Origin of the sequence: Nostoc favosum CHAB5714 (assembly GCF_020829495.1) — a bacterium.
Classification (GTDB): Bacteria; Cyanobacteriota; Cyanobacteriia; order Cyanobacteriales; family Nostocaceae; genus Nostoc; species Nostoc favosum.
This window is the reverse complement of the sequence record NZ_JAIVFQ010000003.1, coordinates 114469-132898: the sequence shown is the minus strand read 5'-3', so window position 1 is coordinate 132898 and position 18430 is coordinate 114469. Positions and strand designations below refer to the sequence as shown.

The window sequence follows — 18430 nt, the reverse complement described above, 5'->3', positions numbered from 1 at the left end:
TTGAATTTTGAAGCAGAGGGAAAGCAACAGTCAAAGTCAATAGTCAAAATCAATATTGGCTGTTGACTATTCATTTTTGGGAATGTAAAAGTTGTAAGAATAACTTGCCAATCTTAGAGGCACAGTTCTGGATGAAGCTAGTTTATAAAGGATACATTTACCTATCAATCCCTACTATCCAGAATAGCGACGCCGAATAGCCCGCACTTCTCTACGAGACGCTGTGCGTAGCAAGATCCACGAAGTGGTACGACAATAGCATGACATTGGCACTAGGCATGATTGAAGTTTATGGCGTTCCCACAGCAGTGGAAGTGGGAGATGCTATGTGTAAAGCTGCCCGTGTAACCCTTGTTGGTTATGAAAATACTGATTTGGGACGAATTACCGTGTTAATTCGGGGGGTTGTGGGCGAGGTAAATGTGGCGGTGGCAGCAGGACTAAAGGCGGCGCTGCGAGTTAACGGTGGTGAGGTGCTTTCTTCTCATATTATTCCTCGCCCCCACAAAAATTTAGAATATGTTTTACCGATTCATCGCAGCGTTAATGTGGAGCAGTTCAGTGCAGATATCCGATTTCCTCCACCCCTATCAGTTTAGCTGTATTAAATTTCTGCTGGTAAAGGTTGCCAAATATCCCCATACTGATCCCTTAAAGTTTGCCAAGCCTCGACTTGACCGGGTTCATATTCGCCAGGTTTACCCCATTGCAAAAACAGGCTTAAGGCAGGTTCTTGTTTATCATCTAAAAACCGAATAGCATAGGTTGTAAAATTACCCCTCTTCGCTTCACCTGTTTCAAATTTCACCTGAGTAATTTTGTCCATATTCAAGTGAAACTCAAAGCCTTCGGTATGCATATTTGCGTACTTCCCTTTAGGCAATTCTGCATAAAATAACTTTTCTATTTTGCCTCGTGCTTCTAATACAGCAGCGCTGCTAGTAACAATTAAACGCAAAGTTCCCAAAGTCTCACAAGCTGCTAAAAATTCTTTCAAAGTAGTACTCATAAATTGCTATCCTTTCTCAGTTTTTTGACCAATGACTATTTTTCGTATTGTTCATAAGCAGCAACAATGCGCTGAACTAGAGGATGGCGCACAACATCTTTTTGGGAAAATTCGCAAAAGGCAATACCTTCAACGTGTTTTAAAATTTGTAAGGCCACTCCTAAACCAGATTGTTGGTGAAGTGGCAAATCAGTTTGTGTCATGTCGCCTGTAATCACCATCCGAGAACGGAAGCCCAAACGAGTCAAAACCATTTTCATCTGAGCGGGTGTAGTATTTTGCGCTTCATCCACAATTACAAAGGCGTTATTGAGGGTGCGTCCCCGCATATAGGCGAGTGGTGCGACTTCAATTACACCGCGTTCCATTAAGCTGGGTACTTTTTCGGGGTCGATAAATTCATAAATAGCATCGTAAAGTGGGCGAAGATAGGGGTTAACTTTCTGCTGTAAGTCTCCAGGCAAAAAACCAAGTTTTTCACCAGCTTCGACGGCAGGGCGAGTTAAAATTAGCTTTTCAAACTGGTTAGCAAGGAGTGCTTGCACGGCGACAACAACAGCGAGATAAGTCTTACCAGTACCAGCAGGCCCAATACCAAAGGTAAGATCGCGTCTACGGAGTGCGTCGATATATTGACGCTGGCGGAAGGTTTTGGCACGGACTTCTTCACCCCGGCGACTTTTGGCGAGAACATTTCGCTGTAAATCTTGCAGTTCCCCTTGCCGATCGCTATCTATGGCTTGACGAGCTGTTAAAATATCGGCACTGGAAATAGTATTGCCTTTAATCCAGAGGTCTTCAAGCGATCGCACTAATCGAGAAGCCAGATCAATTTGCCCAACGGTACCAGAAATCACTAATTCCTGTCCGCGTAGCACTAAAGTGGCTCCTGTTTGCCGAGATAGGATTTTGAGATTTTCTTCTCCATCTCCCCCAAGAGCGATCGCACTGGGAATATTGGGCAGCTGAATTGTTAAGGCACCTGCCATAGTATTTCTTAATTGGTGAGGATCTGTGTTTGACAAAGGTTAATGTTTTTTCGCTCTTGGCGAAATTACGCTTTTATTACTTACATTTTGGAAAAATCTTTGCAACAAATGAATTGGCTGTAGGGGCGTACAACTGTATGCCCCTACTGGTGAAGAGTTCAAAAAAATATTCAAAAATCTTTTTGCTACTTTCCATCTTTACAAAAATTCTGAGCGGAGGTAACTACAACCGCTCAGACTTGCTCTCTAGTTTCAACCTAGCGGAGGCGGGGTTTAACAATGGGTTTAGTCCCATCATTTCCACGCGGTTCTCTTCTAGTCGGCGGTGGCGATCGCTCTTCTGTCTCTTCATCAAAAGACATACCCTCGCGGCCCGGCGTAGTGCTGCCGTAGATATCCAGGTATACTGATTGCCCAGCAGCAGCGGCGGCGGCGGCAATTACTGTACGAATCGCCTGAATATTGCGTCCCCCTCGACCAAACACTTTCCCTTTATCCGTGCTTTCAAAGGCGATGCGAATCCAAGCCCGGTTGAGGGCCTGAGAAATTTCACAATCGACGCTTAAAGTCTCTGGAGATTCCAAAAACGGCTGCACTAAAAACTGAACCAGCCCAACATAGTTGGGACTAGCTGTTGGGGATATTGTTCCGGAATTATGATGCGGCTGTAGCTGTGGCACTGACCTGTTCAAAAACATTGGCTTTTACTAAAATGCGACGGACGGTGTCAGTGGGTTGAGCGCCTTGTTGTAGTCGCTTGACGATACCGGGAATGTCTAGTCGCACTTCATCGGTTCTGGGGTTATAGAATCCCAATTCTTCTAGGGGACGGCCATCGCGGCGAGCGAGGTTGTTAATGGCGACAATGCGGTAACTTGCTTCCCGCTTTTTACCGAATCGCTTCAAGCGCAGTTTGATCATGGTTGAAGAATCATTCTCCTAATTGGTAAGTATGCCGAAATGCTAATTTTAGCACTCGTCTAGCATTTGGTGCTATTAGTCATTAGTCATTAGTCATTTGTCATTTGTCATTAGCAAATTATCAATGCCCCATGCCCAATGCCCAATGCCCAATGACTAAAGATTGCCGAAGCCTTTTTTCTTTTTATCTTTGGTTTTTTTCTTTTTCGTGCCTGTGGCGTCACCACCATAACCCCGCCATCCGGGGGCTGGGGGACGATTGCCTGCGCCTGCGAAGGCGTTGCCCATGCCGCCACCGCCGAACATTCCGGGCATTCCAGGGAAGCCACCTTGACTCATTTGCTGCATGAGCGATCGCATTTTTTGGAAATCACCTACCAGTTTAGTCACATCTGACTCTCTATAGCCGGAGCCAGCAGCAATCCGCCGCCGCCGACTGGGAGAACTGGCTAATAAATCAGGGTCGTGGCGTTCTTGGCGAGTCATGGAGTTAATCATTGCTTCACAGCGTTTCAGCTGGGTTTCTCCCTGCTTGAGTTGATCATCTGATATTTTGTTCATCCCTGGAATCATCTTGATGAATCCTCCCAGAGAACCCATGTTCTTCAGCATCCGCAACTGCTTGAGAAAGTCAGTAAAGTCAAACTTTGCTGACAAAATTTTCTCCTGCATTTTCTCAGCATCTGCTAAGTCAAACTCTTCCTGGGCTTTTTCTACCAGGGTTAGCACATCGCCCATTCCCAAAATCCGCGATGCCATGCGATCGGGATAAAAGGGTTGCAGTGCCTCGACTTTCTCACCCACGCCCACAAATTTAATCGGCGCTCCCGAAATCTTTCGCACTGACAGCGCTGCACCACCACGGCTATCACCATCCATCTTGGTGAGAATCGCCCCAGTAATTCCAATCTGCTCATGGAAGCTGCGGGTAAGATTGGCTGCCTCTTGACCAGTCATCGCGTCCACCACCAACAGAGTTTCATGGGGTTGGACAGTTGCTTTGATGCGGGCTAATTCCGCCATCATGTCTTCGTCAATTTGCAGACGACCAGCAGTATCAATAATTACTGTGTTTACACCTTCTGCCCTAGCGCGTTCTACACCCTGTCGAGCAATTTCTACGGGATCTGCGTCGCTTCCTAGTTCAAATACTGGTACGTCAATTTGCTTACCCAACGTCACCAGCTGGTCGATCGCTGCTGGGCGATATACGTCTGTCGCCACCAACAAACAGCTACGATCTAATTTTCTCAGATGTAAGGCTAACTTAGCAGTAGCTGTGGTTTTACCAGTACCTTGCAACCCAGCCATTAGAACAATGGTAGGCTGTTCCTGGGCTTCTGCGATGGGAACATTTTCTTCTCCCATCACCTGCACCAATTCATCGTGAACAATTTTGATGAACTGTTGATCAGGTCGCACGCCGGTAATCACCTCGGCTCCCTGTGCCTTGGCTTCGACTTCGCTAATAAAATCTTTGACTACCTGGAGATTGACATCTGCTTCCAACAAGGCGCGACGCACTTCGCGCAATGCATCTTGAATGTTGGATTGAGAAATTTTGTCCTGTCCCCGCAGTTTTTTCCAGGCGGATTCTAAACGGTCAGATAGAGCATCAAACATAATGTAATTACAGGTAGTTCGCCAATGGGGAATTTTGAACCGCCGATGAATGCGATTCCGAATTTCCGCTAAATTTTAAACGTGCTATCTACCAGCTTAGTATTTTTCACCCCGACTGTAGTAATCAGATACCTACCTTTATTGGGCATAGGGCATGGGGACTGGATCAGTTTTCATTTAAATAAGGTAGGGGCGCACAGATGTACACCCCTACTCAATGTTAATATGTGGGCTATGAGGCTTGTTTTGTCTGCATCCTAGCCTATTTTGTCACTTGCCCAATGCCCAGGCTTATTTTGTCTGCATAGCCTATTTTGTCACCCCGCAAGCAATACCTACTGCGGTTTGAGTATCAAAACCGAAATTATTCTTGGCTTGCCAAAGGGACAATCACCTGTCTGCCCACTGATTAAGAGCTGAACTGGCCAGTTGCGCCAGAGAGCATCTCGTAAAATATCGTGATACAGTGTACGTCCTGGGTCAGTTGTACTCGTTACATAACCGGCATCCAAAACTGGGCAGCCCGCCGGATTAACAATAACGGATGCTGTGGTTCTAACGGCTAGAGTATCTGCCCCCCAGCCAGCCTCCAAGGTGGTTATCGCCCCTGGAGCTGTTCTAATTGGGTCAGCCGACCATGCAGATTGAGTAATATCATGTCCGCATAAATAGTTATGCTAACCATAGCCATTACACCCCACCCCCAGCCCCTCCCGAAGAGCGGGGAGGGGAGACAAAGCTACGCTTTGGCGGGGTGGGGTTCTTCGGGTTTAATAAGCAATCAAGCGGACATGATATAACACCCATTGCGATCGCTAAGATCGAAAATACAAGTGGTTTACGCGCACGAAAGAATTTTCCATTCATACTATTTATTCTCAGTATCTTGGTTAAGTTCATGAGAAATATTCCTGAGACTTCCCTAGAGAACTGCGGGATTGATTCTCACATCTCTCCAAAGCCTTTCTCCTGTAGCTTTTAGTGCCTCAGGTTCAAGTTCATAAGTAGACTCCTGGAGGAGCATCTGGAACTTTTGTTCTATTGCCAAGCTGAAGCTTGTGAACTTGTATTAGCATCTTCAGTCCTAGCTCCAGGAATTACATACTTAGTTATAAAAGCTTACATTACCCTGTAAAAGGTTCAAGTATCTCTACTTAAATTAATGTTATGCCACTCTCTTACGCACCATCCCAGATTTTTGGTGTGTTAAGACTAATGTTCATAACGTACCCTACCAGATTCAAACCAATGTGGATGAGGTTTTCCGACTTGTGTGTACACGGTAGCCAGAAGGAGAGAGGTTTGCACGTGCTTTATTCATTTGAAAACTGCTGTAATTGCCCTTTTATGGTTGATTTGCTGCTGGTTTTGAGAGCTGTTGTTGATAAAAGCGCACAACTTTTTGCACATACTCAGCAGTGAAGCCTTTGTTACAACCTGTATAGCTACCAGTCATCCACCAACAAGCTGCACCACGCACAGATGCAATTTCATTATTATTGGTGGTGCGGAACTGATTGGTTAACTCACGGCGCGTGATACAGGATACAACTTGGCGAGCGATCGCAGGGCTGTTTTCAAACTGCGTCGGTGTTAGTTCTCGTTTGAGACAAGTTCTTGACCAGCCTTTGAGGGTTTCTGGTTTAACTTGCCATTCGCTGTAAAGTCCATCGCTGGGATTTTTTGTCTGCGGTGCAGCTTGTCGCAATGCCTCTACCATCGCCGCAACTTGGGTATCAGAAACTGGCTGCTGTGCTTGAGCTAATAATGGTAATAGTCCTAAGCTGACAATAACTCCGTTGAGTAGTAATTTTATAGGTTTTATGATCATAAGTTAACATCCTATGCTTTTACGCTATCAATTAGCAAGGCATGATGCACAGATTAACAACCTACTAAATTTTCTATAGTATCGGCATCATTTGGTAATGCGGCTGTTAAAACTTCGCTACCTACTGTGGTAACTAAAACATCATCTTCGATGCGGATTCCGCGCACATCGGCAAATTCAGATAAACGCTGCCAATTCACTACATTTTGATATTTTGAGCGAACATTCGCATCATTTAAAATTGCTGGTACTTGATAAAAACCAGGTTCAATTGTGACTAACATTCCTGGACGCAAAGGACGATTTAAACGGAGGTAGCCTAAGCCAAAGCGATCGCTCCTAGAACGTCCCTCTTCATACCCAGCTAAATCACCCAAATCTTCCATATCATGAACATCTAAACCCAGTAGATGACCGATACCATGAGGGAAAAACAGCGCGTGGGCATCCATTTCTACTAAGTCTTGAGGGTTTCCTTGTAAAATGCCTAACTCTACTAAACCTTCAGCTATAACCGTAGCAGCTAACAGATGAATATCCCCATATTCTGTACCAGGGTCTATTTTGGCAATGCAAGCATCATGGGCTGCCAATACGACATTATAAATATCTCTCTGGGTAGATGAAAACTTACCAGAAACTGGCCATGTGCGAGTTACATCACCTGCCCAACCCATCTCAGTTTCAGCACCAACATCGGCAAGTAATAAGTCACCTGGTTGTAGGGGATGGTGATACTGTTCGTTATGCAAAACTTCACCGTGAACGGTGACAATACTGTTGTAGGAAGTTGTCATATTGTGGGCAATAATTACCCCTTCCATCGCTGCACGAACTTCTGCTTCCAGCTTGGCTTTAGGTGTTGCTGCCATACCAGCTTTGTGCGCCTCAACAGTGAGTGCCGCAGCTTTTCGCAACTGGGTTAATGCACCTTCATCATGAGTGAGGCGGAGAGAAACGATCGCCTTAGCTAACTCCAAGTCAATTCCTTGGGGAGGACTTTGTGGTAAAACCCATCTATTTAATAGCTGCGATTGTTGCGTCCAAGTAGCTGCATCTTGTACAGCAAGTGTGGCAGCATCTTCTACCCAAGACTCTAATTCTGCCATTGGTCGAGCCACATCCGCCCCAATCTTCTGAGCTATTTCCTGGCGCATTGGCATTTCTCCATGCCAAAGAGCGCTACTGGGTGATGGATCGTCTATAAATAGTTCTAGTTTGCCGCCTTCTAAACGAATTGCTGCATTTGATAATGGCAGTCCAGCAAAATAGAGGAAATGACTGCTAGCGCGAAACGGAAAGGGATTTGCTGGAAAGTTGCGCGGACTGTTACTACCTGACCACAGAATTACGGGAAAATCAATGAGGTTGGCTAGTCGTTGCCGTCGGTGGCGTAAAGTATCGATTAAGGAAGTAGAAGTTTGTTGGATCAGCATAAATGGAAACTCAAAGAGAAGGATAAACGTTATAGTTTTGCCTTTATTTAACAAAGTTTGCGGGTTTAATTCCCCAACAAGACAGGCAGTATGCGGTGGGGTTCAAATCCCCAGACGCTCTCTACGAGACGCTGCGCGTAGCTTGCTTCTCTGTAAGAGTACGCGGACTCGCTAACGCAACTCTTGGAGACGCACTCGCGTTCGCTAATGCAAAACAAAATTTACGTTAGCGCAGCGGGGCGAAGCCCATTACGAATTACGAATTACGAATTACGAATTACGAATTATTTAATCGTCATCGTCTTTATCATTTTTGCGATCGCCATCTTTGTGGTCATCATCTTCGTCGTTCTGGTTTGTCTGGTTAGGCTGTTGGTTAGGTTGTAGGACTGGTTTTTGTTGCTCAGTTGGAGCAAGTGGCTGCGGTACTTCAACACAACTAACTAATCCTCCAGAAATTAGCGCTAAGTTGACAGCAGCAAAGATGCTTCTAAAGATTTTTATCGTCATGTTTCCGTTTCGCTTTGACATTGACTCAATTTTTTGAAGATTGTATTTCTAATTTATCAGGTACTGTATATGGCAATACGGTTCAGTTAAGGCTTAATTCTTTGTCAAAGTCAATTTTTTTAACTCAATTCCGTGGGTTTAAGTCCCCCGGTTCAATAAAAATTTTGTTTTGTGTTGGGGTTAAATCCCCATTACAAAACAAAATTTACGAAAGCGTTGCGGGGCGTTCGCGTTTAGCGTCTCTAAGAGTTGCCCATTACGAATTACGAATTACGAATTATTTAACGAACCGCAAAGGACGCAAAGAACGCAAAGGAAGAGAAGAAAGAAATGCTTAACTGAACTGTATTGCTGTATATGGCGGTTCTAGTTTGGATGTAACACGCGCTTTAGTATCACGGCTGTGCTACCCTTACAAATGATACCCGCCTCAGAATAATGGCAATGGTCAACATAAATCCTTAACGCACTGCTGATAAATATAATCCTGTCTAATTTTCAAGGTGACTCTAATGGGACAAACCATTACTCAGGTTGATGCTTTCACTAATATAGCGTTTGCAGGTAATCCTGCTGCTGTCTGTGTTCTGCCTACTCTTCAAGACGAACGCTGGATGCAGAATGTGGCGCAGGAGATGAATTTATCTGAGACGGCTTTTCTAGCTAGACAGGATGATGGCTTCAATCTGCGTTGGTTTACGCCCAAGGTGGAAGTACCGCTTTGTGGTCATGCAACTTTAGCTAGTGCCCATGTACTTTGGTCAGAGGGGCATTTGTCACCTAATGAAGTTGCGCGTTTCTACACCAAAAGCGGAGTGCTGATTGCTAAGTTGCAAGGTGAGTGGATTGAGTTAGATTTTCCTGTGAATCACTCACAAGAAACAGTTGCCCCGCGAGAACTCAAGGCTGCTTTGGGTGTACCGTACAAATCTGTTTTCTTAAATTCCTTGGGCTATTTAGTGGAATTGGAATCTGAAGATTTGGTACGGCAAATACAGCCAAATTTCCAAATATTGAAAACATTGCCTACTTCTGAGATCATTGTCACCAGCCTCACCCACCCTGATTCTAAATATGATTTTGTCTCTCGCTTTTTTGCACCAGGTTTAGGGATTGATGAAGACCCTGTAACTGGGGCGGCTCATTGCTGTCTCGCTCCCTTCTGGCGCGATCGCTTGCACAAAAATGAGTTATTGGCTTATCAGGCATCCAGCCGTGGTGGGGTGGTGAAGGTGTATTATGACGGAGGCGATCGCGTCTTTCTCAGTGGACAAGCCGTAACTGTTATGCGAGGTGAGTTAATTACCGGATAAACCTGTATAATTACAAATCAATCGCATCCGGTAAAAACTCATCATCAAGAACTTGGGGAATGGAATAAGGATACTCCATAAGAAAATTGATGAAGAAGAATAACTTGTCTGCACCGGAGTCTACAACTACAAGCTTGGAAGTACGCCGTTTCCGATTATCCTTTGTTTATGCCGTGCCAATTGGGCTGTTAGGAGGGCTGATTGGCTTGGGAGGTGCAGAGTTTCGGCTGCCAGTCCTTGCTGGAAAATTGGGCTATTCAGTGCGGCAGGCTGTGCCTCTGAACTTGGCTATCAGCTTGATTACGATTGCTGCATCCTTAGTAATCCGGGGCAGTACGCTTTCCTTCAGCCCCGTTATTCCATTGCTGCCTGTAATTTTCTCCTTGATTGCCGGAGCGGTTATCACTGCTTTTTTTGGGGCAGCAATGGCGGGAAAGCTCTCAAACGAACAGCTTGAGAGAATCATTTTAGTACTATTGGTAGTCATTGGCATTGCCTTGATAGTCGAGGGTTTTCTACCTCAACAAATACCAGCCCTTCTACCCCCTGCTTTAAGTTGGCGCATTTCGGCAGGTATCTTATTTGGACTAGCAATCGGGCTGGTAAGCAGTCTACTTGGGGTTGCTGGAGGTGAAGTGATTATCCCAACACTTGTTTTCGCTTTTGGTGCAGATATTAAGACAGCAGGTACAGCGAGTCTTCTAGTTAGCTTACCAACTGTACTTGTAGGGGTTATCAAATATGCTAGTCGAGGTGGATTTGTAGATCGTACAGCCTTGAGCAATACCATAGCGCCTATGGGAGTTGGTTCGGTGATTGGAGCCATCATTGGAGGAATGCTTGTCGGCATTTTTCCAGCATCGCTACTCAAGATTACACTAGGGGTAATCTTGAATATCTCCGCGTTTCGGGTCTTTCACAAAGCCAGGCGTTCCAGAATAGAAATATAAATTAGTGCTTAGGTGTACACATCTTGGACATTGCATAGCGATGTCCAAGATGTGCATCAACTCATATTCGCAAGAATGGTAAGAAGTTTCTTAACAGCCAATACGCTTGGGTTAAGGCTAAAACTCTTTTAGGACTTACGCAGGAATTACGGAATAACGAACCGCAGAGGCACAGAGGGCACAGATAAATCAGAGTTTGAGAGATATTTTGCGTAAGTCCTATCTTTATCAAAGTCAAATTTTTAACGAACCGCAGAGGCGCAGAGGAAACAGAGAGAAGAGAAAAAATGCTTAACCCAAGCGTATTGCCTTAACAGCGATCGCACGCCTTTAGATTACCATAAACAATTATTTTATTTATTAATAATCAAAAAATAGCGCCACCTGAATGATAGGCTGGCGCTATTTTTCGGATTTAATTCACAATAGTTAAATGAATTTTCTAAATTCCCCTTACTCCTTGTCTGCATTTTTGCTTTTATACAGCACTGCGACGGGTTATTAAGTTCCACAAGAAAACCGCAACAATTGCACCAAGAACTGCTAGCGCAATACCAGGGATGCTAAGAGTAGGAGCTGCTAAAGTCAACGTTCCTGTACTGAAGAATACGCCTAAGCTACCGCCTACAAAAGCACCGATAATTCCTAGTAAGATTGTTCCCAGAATTCCGCCACCTTGATGACCGGGGTAGATAGCCTTAGCGATCGCACCAGCAATTAGACCTAAAACAATCCAAGCAAGAATATTCATTGTTATTAATTTGGTAAACGTTTTTTACTCACAAATACATATTATCAATCTTAATCTTTTGCTCCATCTACCATCAGAATTAATCATTAATAACCATAAGGAAGAGTTTAATTGCAACTAGGTTTTTTCATGTGTGCCCCATTGAGCTAGATAATCACTTAAAAAAAAGCTCCTAGTTGGTCTTTAACTAGGGGCTTATCAAACTATTGCTTGGTAATTGCAGTATATGCATTTTTAAGTAGCTCTCTCCTCTACTAGAAGAATTAAGCTGAGTTTTTAATGACTGTCTCTAAAGTAATGTAAAGCAAGCAAAATTAGGCGATATCTACCACGGGCGTAGTTGCTGCAACTTTATTACTAACATTTCACGCTTGGGTATCGCCAGGATAACTGCCACGATGCATTTCTTCTCTACGAGACAGGAGGCGAACATTTCTAGTTTTTAATTTTTAATTGCTTATCCCAATTACTGTCAATGACTGGATGGCTGAGAAATGGGAACAGTCTGCGATAAGACCAATGCATACTTAGGAAAATCAGACTCACCAAGGTTAGCAACATAACCCCTAAAATCGTTCCGTATGTCTTAGTACGCCACCAAAATCCGTTTATTTGTACTGCACCTAGTCGGACAAGCTTCCGCAGTCTGCCTATATCCATGCTTTTGGAATCATGAATGGTAATTGGTAAATATCCTGCTGTGTTTTGTCGTGCAATTGTCATTTTAATTACTCCTTTAGTCCCAAAAGCTGAGGTATTTAATTTAAACTACTGTAAATCTATAGATTTAATGATGTTTATAAGATCTCATAACTTGATACAAGAAGCAAGTTTGAGAGCCGATCGCTGTTATTATGTCAGGCTTGTATTAGGGAATGGGGACTTGTGAGTGGGAAAATTTGCTTGTATTAGCCCAATCCATAATCCCTAATACTTCTCTACGAGAGGCTACGCCAACGGCTTCTCTACGAGACGCTACGCGTTAGCGATACGCTCAGTACAAGTCCCCCATCCCTAATTCCCAGTGAAAATGCCTAATCAAATTTGGTTATCACAATTGCAAAAACATCGTGCGATCGCAGTCATCCGCGCTCCTAAAATCGAAGTGGGACAGCAAATGGCAATGGCTGTAGCATCTGGGGGAATGCAGTTAATTGAGATTACCTGGAATAGCTCGCAGGCTGGGGAATTAATCACTCAACTACGTGCGGAATTACCAGCCTGTACTATTGGCACTGGTACGCTATTCAATGTGCAACAGCTAGAAGAAGCGATCGCATCTGGGGCGCAATTCCTCTTCACACCCCACGTTGACCCAGCAATGATTCAAGCAGCACAAGAAGAAGATGTACCCATCATCCCAGGAGCTATGACTCCTACAGAAATTGTTACCGCCTGGAGTCAGGGTGCTAGTTGTGTAAAAGTGTTTCCCGTGCAAGCAGTGGGAGGGGCTGATTATATTAAAAGTTTGCAAGGGCCACTAGGTCAGATTCCCTTAATTCCTACTGGCGGCGTCACTTTAGAAAATGCCAAAGAATTTTTGCAAGCCGGAGCGATCGCTGTAGGTTTGAGCGGTGAATTATTTCCCAAAAAGCTTGTCACAGAGGGGAATTGGGAAGCGATCGCATCTGGGGCAAGAAAGCTGATAGAACAGTTAAGTTAACTTAGAATCAAATCATTAAAAGTTCACGTCTATTAAAGTAATAGATAGGGAAATAAAGGTGAAAACTGATAAGTTTCTCAAGATCCCATGATTTAAGTGTGAGTGTATCTAAAATGAAAAAACTGATTAATCCTGACTGGGTGCGTCGCTTACAAATACTCCTCACTGGTACAGCACTGTCCGTAAGTGTTTTTACTACTACTGGAACGAGTGAAGTTTGGGCGAATTCCAAAAATAAAGTGATTGCACAAAGAATCCAGACATTACAAAAATCGAATAAGCGCTGGATTCAAATTGATCTTTCAAAGCAACGGTTAATAGCTTGGGAAGGTGACAGAGTGGTTTATGGAAGTGCTATTTCCTCTGGCAAAAAATCCACTCCCACTCTTATTGGTACTTTTAATATTCAATCCAAGTTCAAAACTACACGGATGCGGGGAGAAAACTACAATGTTCCCAACGTTCCTCATGCGATGTTTTACCAAGGTAATTACGGTATTCACGGAGCTTACTGGCATAAAAGGTTTGGGACTCCAGTCAGCCACGGCTGTGTGAATCTCGCACCTAAACATGCTAAATGGCTATTTGAGTGGGCATCGGTAGGGACACCAGTAGTTATCCAGAAATAGTAGGTGAAGCAACCAAAAGGCAATTTAGAGAAAATCATTAATAACAACAAATCAAGACAATTGAGTGATTCCCAGCAATATTTTATGCTGGGAATCTTCGGAGTCGGAATTACTGAATTTGAAATAAAATATAGAAGAGGGCATTTAACGATTTGCCCAAGAAAATAAGCGTAAATCCTGACAATTGCTGTGTGAAATTAAAAATGCAAATATAAATTTGGGGAAAGTTTGTATTTAGGCATTTAAATGACAGATTTTTTTTAAGGTGTCCTTTGTGGTTAGTCATTAGTCATCGGTCATTAATTAGAACTCATCATTTAATTAAGGACAAATGACAAATGTGCAAATTGGATGCAGATTAGCTTAGGACTTGTTTTGAAAAGCATTAGCGGATGAATTGCGTAAATCCTCAACAGGAAGCGAGTAGTCGAACTGGAAATTTGTAGTTCTCTAGAAAATTACTTCACTTCATAATTTTTGCGTAGTTTAGAAGGTGAGGCATAATGCAATCTTGGATTCGCAGTGGTAGGATTCGTTCTTCAGGAACTTTTTGTACAGGTATGGCGCTGATGGTGGCAACTCTATTTTCTTGGTCATCACCTTTAGCTGGTACACCCAACTTTACTACAGCAACAGCCGCGTCAGTGGATGAAAACAGCATCACTGCATCTAATATCAGGCAAACATCCCAACCTCGCTGGATTGAAATTGACTTGTCAGAGCAACGCTTACGTGCATGGGAAGGTAAAAGGCTTGTTTATTCATACCGCATTTCTGGAGGCAAGCGATCGACCCCCACACCCATAGGTAGATTTCGGATTAATTCTAAGTATCGCACTCACCGGATGCGAGGCAGAGGCTACAATATTCCTGATGTTCCCTACACAATGTATTTCTACAGAGGCTATGCCATCCACGGTGCTTACTGGCATAACCGTTTTGGAACTCCAGTCAGCCACGGTTGCGTGAATTTACCTGTTAAGCAAGCTCGCAATCTTTACAACTGGGCTAGGAATGGAACTTTAGTAGTCGTGCGGAAATAATTCGTAATTCGTAATTAAGAGTTGCAATTCTGGCTTTAATGTATGGACGGGTGCGTTCACGGAGTTAAGCACCTGTCTATACATATTGCTAGACTAAAAACACATCTTCGAGGGATTTAGGAGCTATGAGCTACTCAACTACTCAACTACTTACCCTGGAGGAGTTTCTGAAGCTTCCAGAAACAAAGCCTGCGAGTGAATATATTAACGGTGAGATTATTCCTAAGCCAATGCCAAAAGGGAGACACAGCCGCTTGCAAGGCAAACTCGGTGCTGTTGTTAATGAAGTCACGGAGAATCAGAAAATTGCCTATGCATTTCCCGAATTACGGTGTACTTTTGGCGATCGCTCAATTATACCTGATGTAGCTGTATTTCAGTGGGGACGCATACCGTTCACCGTTGATAATGAAGTACCTGATAATTTTGAACTTCCACCAGACTGGACGATTGAGATTCTTTCGCCAGAACAAAAGCCCAACAAAGTAATTGGGAACATTCTCCACTGTCTAAAGTATAGTAGCCGCCTTGGATGGTTTCTTGACCCTGATGACCTCAGTATTTTGGTATTTCTACCAGAGCAACAGCCAGTGCTACTCCAGGGAGAAGATTTTTTGCCTGTATTACCAGAAATTCAACTTGCACTAACCGTCAATCAAGTTTTTGGATGGTTAAAGATGGGAGGCTAGAAATAACTAGCCTGGAATGATAAGGTGCGACGCCGATAGCGTACCCCTACGGGGATCTTGCTACGCGTAGCGTCTTGTAGGGGACTTCCAAATAAAAAATACCCCAAAATTAGCGAAAAAGCTCTATCCTCCTCATTCCTCTGTGTTCTCTGTGTCTCTGTGGTTCGTTTATTTGGGGCTTGCTAAACAAGTGCAAGATGATAACGTCTAGAGTCTGAAAAACCTTGCAGTTTCGTGGGCGAGCGCTGGGTAATTTTAGAAACTAAAGGACGAAACTACCATTTTGCAAGCTGTGTGGCTTCTAGATTCGCTAGGCTCGACTTTTTCAGCAAGCCCTATTTGGGTAATTTATTTCTTGGAAGTCCCTAGAGAAGCATTAGCGAGTCTTCTCCCTTGACGCTAGCCTCTCCCTTTGGGATTCGGGGAGACGCCAAGGGCGAACGAGCGTCATAGGCCATCGTAGACATCGCTCTCTGGGAAAAACAAAATTATAGATATAAATCATGTCTATAATAGACATGATTATGAATCAAAGAGGTAGGAGAATGCACTGGAGAATTGCAGAAGCGAAACAGAGGTTCTCCGAACTAATTCATGCCGTAACTAAAGAACCGCAACTCATCTACAACCGAAATGAACTGGTGGCTGTTGTTGTTGAAGCTGAAATGTTTGAGGAATTCTTGACATGGCGCAAGCAACGCGAAAAGTTTTCTTTAGCTGATGCCTTCAAAGAACTACGTCAGATAGCTGCTGAAGAAGATTATATTCTCGAAGTACCCTCCCGCCAAGACCGTCCTAACCCTTTTGCTGATGCCATCGATGACTTTTCTCTGTGACACTAACATTATCAGCGAATTAGTAAGACTGCAACCTAACTCTGGTGTACTGAAATGGGCAGAAAAAGTTTCCTCAATAGTTCTGAGTGCAATCACCGTTGAAGAAATATTTTACGGACTGACATCCAAGCCTAACCCCAGAATTCAAATATGGTTTGAGAGCTTTTTGGAAAATAACTGTCAAGTATTGCCCATCACCATTGAAATTGCCAAGCGCTCCGGTGAATTGCGAGGTCAACTAAGATTAAGTGGGAAAACACACACCCAAGCAGATATGATGATTGCTGCTACTGCTCAAATTCATCAATTGACCTTAGTAACGCGCAACATCCGGGATTTTGACGGCTGCGGTATCCCACTTTTGAATCCTTTTAGTTAATTAACTCAACTGTGCCACAAGTTGATTTTCCAACAGCGTATCATTTGTCAACAAGTCTTCAACGGTGATTCGCAAAAAGCGTTGTTCATCAACTTGAAAGAGAATTTTTATGCGATCGCTTCCAGGATATCCGGCTGGTGTCAGTTGGGCAATTGTCCTTGCGCCTTCTTGATCGTTGAGGGGTTTGACACTGGTTTCACTATTATCCATCCGGCGAGTAATTAAGCGATCGCCATCAAAATAAACTTCAGTACTACCCGTATCTGCTCCCAATTCTCCCATAATTAGTTCAATGCTGGGCTGATTTTCCACTGAAGCGCCTAAGACTAATTCCACTGGTTGACTCATTGGATATGCCTGTCCAGCTTTAATCAGAGAATGCCATTTGTGACGGTGATTGCGGCGATCCCAGTAGCGGATACCATAACTATGGTAGAGAAAGTCTTTGATTTGTACGCCTTGTGCTAACTGTAATGCTCCTTGAGCGATCGCTTCAAAGGGACGTTCGCAACGGATTTTTCCTGGCTCAAAATACTGTTTTATCCATGTCTGCACTGCTGGTAATTGCACTGTCCCACCAACTAACAAAACTGCATTAATATCTGGAAGTTCTATTCCTTGGCGTCTTGCTTGCTGCAACAGTGTCGTCATCGACTCATCTAGTAACTCAAAAAATGCATGTTCTTTGAGGATATTTTCAAAAGTGTCGCGGTTTAGTTCCAGTTCATAACTTTCAAATGTCTCGTCGTCAAAATAAACTTCACTAGCTTGGTTTTGAGTTGATAGCTGAATTTTTACCCGTTCTGCCAATCTTGTTGTCAACGGACTTATCGCCAATTCTTGAGTTTTGGCAAAGTAATCTACTAACCAATTATCAATATCAGTACCGCCCAAATTTTGCCCAGCTTTCGCCAGGACACGGGCTGTTTTGACTTTTTGTTTTGAATCTTCAGCCAGGGACTTATTACCCCACTTGAGGAGAAATCCGAGCGGTTTTATGGTTGATTGCACGCCTTGATCCAACCGCACAAGGGATAAATCCAAAGTGCCGCCACCAAAGTCTATCACCAAGAGAATTTCTTGATCTGCCAAGCCATAACCCAAGGCGGCGGCTGTGGGTTCATCTAGCATCCGCACCTGTTCGACGGGGAGGGCTTGACAAACTTTCCCCAACCAGTGACGATAAGCTTCAAAACTGTCTACGGGTACGGTTAACACTAAAGAGTCTAACCCTCCTTCCAGGGGTGCTAGTTCTTCAATTACTTTGGTGAGGAACCATTGCCCTACTTGCTCAAAGGTGACAATTTGCCCATCTAGTTCAGGTAAGAAACCTTGGATATCTGCACCAATACCCCGCTTGAAGCTGCGGAAAAATCTAGTTTCACTCTTGAGGTCAAGACCGCGATCGCGTACTTGTTGCCCGACTAAGACTTTATTTTGGGTTGCGTCTTCAACATAAACTAAGCTGGGAATCAGTGGCGGATTGAGACTTTGTTTAATTGATAAACCTGGTAGATTCAGGGTTTCTGGCTGTTGGGTTACAGGGTTCCAACGAGCAATGACTGTGTTGCTAGTACCAAAATCGATTGCGATCGCCATATTTTATATTTATTATCTCGCACGAAGAGGCCAAAGCTGCTTTATTTGTGATTATTCTCTATAAGCTACCAAGAATGCAAATGCGCCCAGACGCTTGCTTCTTTGCATCCCAACCCAGATATCGATTCAGTCCGTTGCAACGAAGGGTTAGCACAGTTATAGTTATCAATTAATCAATACTCCATTTTGGCTCAATGCCAAATACTCAGTCTGCGATCACGGTTGTTGGTCAAATAATCAAGAAAATTCCTTGTGTAAA

At 43.8% G+C, this 18430-nt stretch carries 21 protein-coding genes; 9 read left to right on the top strand and 12 right to left on the bottom strand.

Annotated features, from left to right (window positions below; genetic code table 11):
* Positions 1–260: 260 nt before the first annotated feature.
* Positions 261–599: a carbon dioxide-concentrating mechanism protein CcmK gene (locus tag LC586_RS03565; RefSeq protein ID WP_229483077.1), complete on the top strand. Its 339-nt coding sequence runs from the start codon at positions 261–263 to the stop codon at positions 597–599.
* Between the two features lie 5 nt (positions 600–604).
* On the opposite strand, the gene LC586_RS03560 is transcribed toward LC586_RS03565, so the two are convergent.
* The 9 genes from LC586_RS03560 to LC586_RS03520 form a co-directional block, all read right to left on the bottom strand.
* Positions 605–1009 carry a ChuX/HutX family heme-like substrate-binding protein gene (locus LC586_RS03560; RefSeq protein ID WP_229483075.1) on the bottom strand — a complete coding sequence of 135 codons (405 nt, stop codon included), beginning with the start codon at positions 1007–1009 and terminating at the stop codon, positions 605–607.
* A 35-nt stretch (positions 1010–1044) separates the two neighbouring features.
* Positions 1045–1998, bottom strand: coding sequence for a PhoH family protein (locus tag LC586_RS03555; protein ID WP_229483074.1), 954 nt, complete (start codon positions 1996–1998; stop codon positions 1045–1047).
* Positions 1999–2255: 257 nt separating this feature from the next.
* Positions 2256–2696 carry a KH domain-containing protein gene (locus tag LC586_RS03550; RefSeq protein ID WP_229483071.1) on the bottom strand — a complete coding sequence of 147 codons (441 nt, stop codon included), beginning with the start codon at positions 2694–2696 and terminating at the stop codon, positions 2256–2258.
* Positions 2653–2919, bottom strand: a complete 267-nt coding sequence (gene rpsP, locus LC586_RS03545) for a 30S ribosomal protein S16 (protein ID WP_196527449.1) — start codon at positions 2917–2919, stop codon at positions 2653–2655. Before rpsP ends, LC586_RS03550 begins: the two co-directional genes overlap by 44 nt.
* A 156-nt stretch (positions 2920–3075) precedes the next feature.
* Complete coding sequence (gene ffh, locus LC586_RS03540) at positions 3076–4542, bottom strand: signal recognition particle protein (protein ID WP_229483070.1); 1467 nt, start codon at positions 4540–4542, stop codon at positions 3076–3078.
* A 335-nt stretch (positions 4543–4877) separates the two neighbouring features.
* Positions 4878–5135: a hypothetical protein gene (locus LC586_RS03535; protein WP_229483068.1), complete on the bottom strand. Its 258-nt coding sequence runs from the start codon at positions 5133–5135 to the stop codon at positions 4878–4880.
* A 752-nt stretch (positions 5136–5887) separates the two neighbouring features.
* On the bottom strand, positions 5888–6373 hold the full coding sequence (locus tag LC586_RS03530) for a hypothetical protein (RefSeq protein WP_229483067.1): 486 nt from the start codon (positions 6371–6373) through the stop codon (positions 5888–5890).
* A 53-nt stretch (positions 6374–6426) separates the two neighbouring features.
* Positions 6427–7809 (bottom strand): aminopeptidase P family protein, encoded by a 1383-nt coding sequence (locus LC586_RS03525; protein WP_229483065.1) that lies wholly within the window; start codon positions 7807–7809, stop codon positions 6427–6429.
* Positions 7810–8097: 288 nt separating this feature from the next.
* Positions 8098–8319, bottom strand: coding sequence for a hypothetical protein (locus tag LC586_RS03520; protein ID WP_229483064.1), 222 nt, complete (start codon positions 8317–8319; stop codon positions 8098–8100).
* 512 nt (positions 8320–8831) lie between these two features.
* On the opposite strand from LC586_RS03520, the gene LC586_RS03515 reads away from it, so the two are divergent.
* Entirely contained in the window at positions 8832–9632 is an 801-nt protein-coding gene (locus LC586_RS03515; RefSeq protein ID WP_229483062.1) for a PhzF family phenazine biosynthesis protein, read from the top strand.
* Positions 9633–9721: 89 nt separating this feature from the next.
* Complete coding sequence (locus tag LC586_RS03510) at positions 9722–10582, top strand: sulfite exporter TauE/SafE family protein (RefSeq protein WP_229483060.1); 861 nt, start codon at positions 9722–9724, stop codon at positions 10580–10582.
* A 478-nt stretch (positions 10583–11060) separates the two neighbouring features.
* On the opposite strand, the gene LC586_RS03505 is transcribed toward LC586_RS03510, so the two are convergent.
* Complete coding sequence (locus LC586_RS03505) at positions 11061–11333, bottom strand: GlsB/YeaQ/YmgE family stress response membrane protein (protein ID WP_100900051.1); 273 nt, start codon at positions 11331–11333, stop codon at positions 11061–11063.
* A 435-nt stretch (positions 11334–11768) separates the two neighbouring features.
* Positions 11769–12056, bottom strand: a complete 288-nt coding sequence (locus tag LC586_RS03500) for a hypothetical protein (protein WP_229483059.1) — start codon at positions 12054–12056, stop codon at positions 11769–11771.
* 307 nt (positions 12057–12363) lie between these two features.
* Between LC586_RS03500 and LC586_RS03495 the strand changes: the two genes are divergently transcribed.
* The 6 genes from LC586_RS03495 to LC586_RS03470 all read left to right on the top strand — a co-directional run bounded on the left by LC586_RS03495 (position 12364) and on the right by LC586_RS03470 (position 16572).
* The gene (locus LC586_RS03495; protein ID WP_229483057.1) at positions 12364–12996 is read left to right on the top strand and encodes a bifunctional 4-hydroxy-2-oxoglutarate aldolase/2-dehydro-3-deoxy-phosphogluconate aldolase; all 633 of its coding nucleotides are present in this window, start codon (positions 12364–12366) and stop codon (positions 12994–12996) included.
* 113 nt (positions 12997–13109) lie between these two features.
* Positions 13110–13625 carry a L,D-transpeptidase gene (locus LC586_RS03490; protein WP_229483055.1) on the top strand — a complete coding sequence of 172 codons (516 nt, stop codon included), beginning with the start codon at positions 13110–13112 and terminating at the stop codon, positions 13623–13625.
* 503 nt (positions 13626–14128) lie between these two features.
* Positions 14129–14668: a L,D-transpeptidase gene (locus tag LC586_RS03485; protein ID WP_229483053.1), complete on the top strand. Its 540-nt coding sequence runs from the start codon at positions 14129–14131 to the stop codon at positions 14666–14668.
* A 125-nt stretch (positions 14669–14793) separates the two neighbouring features.
* The gene (locus LC586_RS03480; protein WP_229483051.1) at positions 14794–15357 is read left to right on the top strand and encodes a Uma2 family endonuclease; all 564 of its coding nucleotides are present in this window, start codon (positions 14794–14796) and stop codon (positions 15355–15357) included.
* 545 nt (positions 15358–15902) lie between these two features.
* Positions 15903–16193, top strand: a complete 291-nt coding sequence (locus LC586_RS03475; RefSeq protein ID WP_229483049.1) for a type II toxin-antitoxin system prevent-host-death family antitoxin — start codon at positions 15903–15905, stop codon at positions 16191–16193.
* Positions 16177–16572 carry a type II toxin-antitoxin system VapC family toxin gene (locus tag LC586_RS03470; RefSeq protein WP_229483048.1) on the top strand — a complete coding sequence of 132 codons (396 nt, stop codon included), beginning with the start codon at positions 16177–16179 and terminating at the stop codon, positions 16570–16572. Before LC586_RS03475 ends, LC586_RS03470 begins: the two co-directional genes overlap by 17 nt.
* On the opposite strand, the gene LC586_RS03465 is transcribed toward LC586_RS03470, so the two are convergent.
* Positions 16573–18171 carry an Hsp70 family protein gene (locus LC586_RS03465; protein WP_229483046.1) on the bottom strand — a complete coding sequence of 533 codons (1599 nt, stop codon included), beginning with the start codon at positions 18169–18171 and terminating at the stop codon, positions 16573–16575.
* Between the last annotated feature and the right edge of the window lie 259 nt (positions 18172–18430).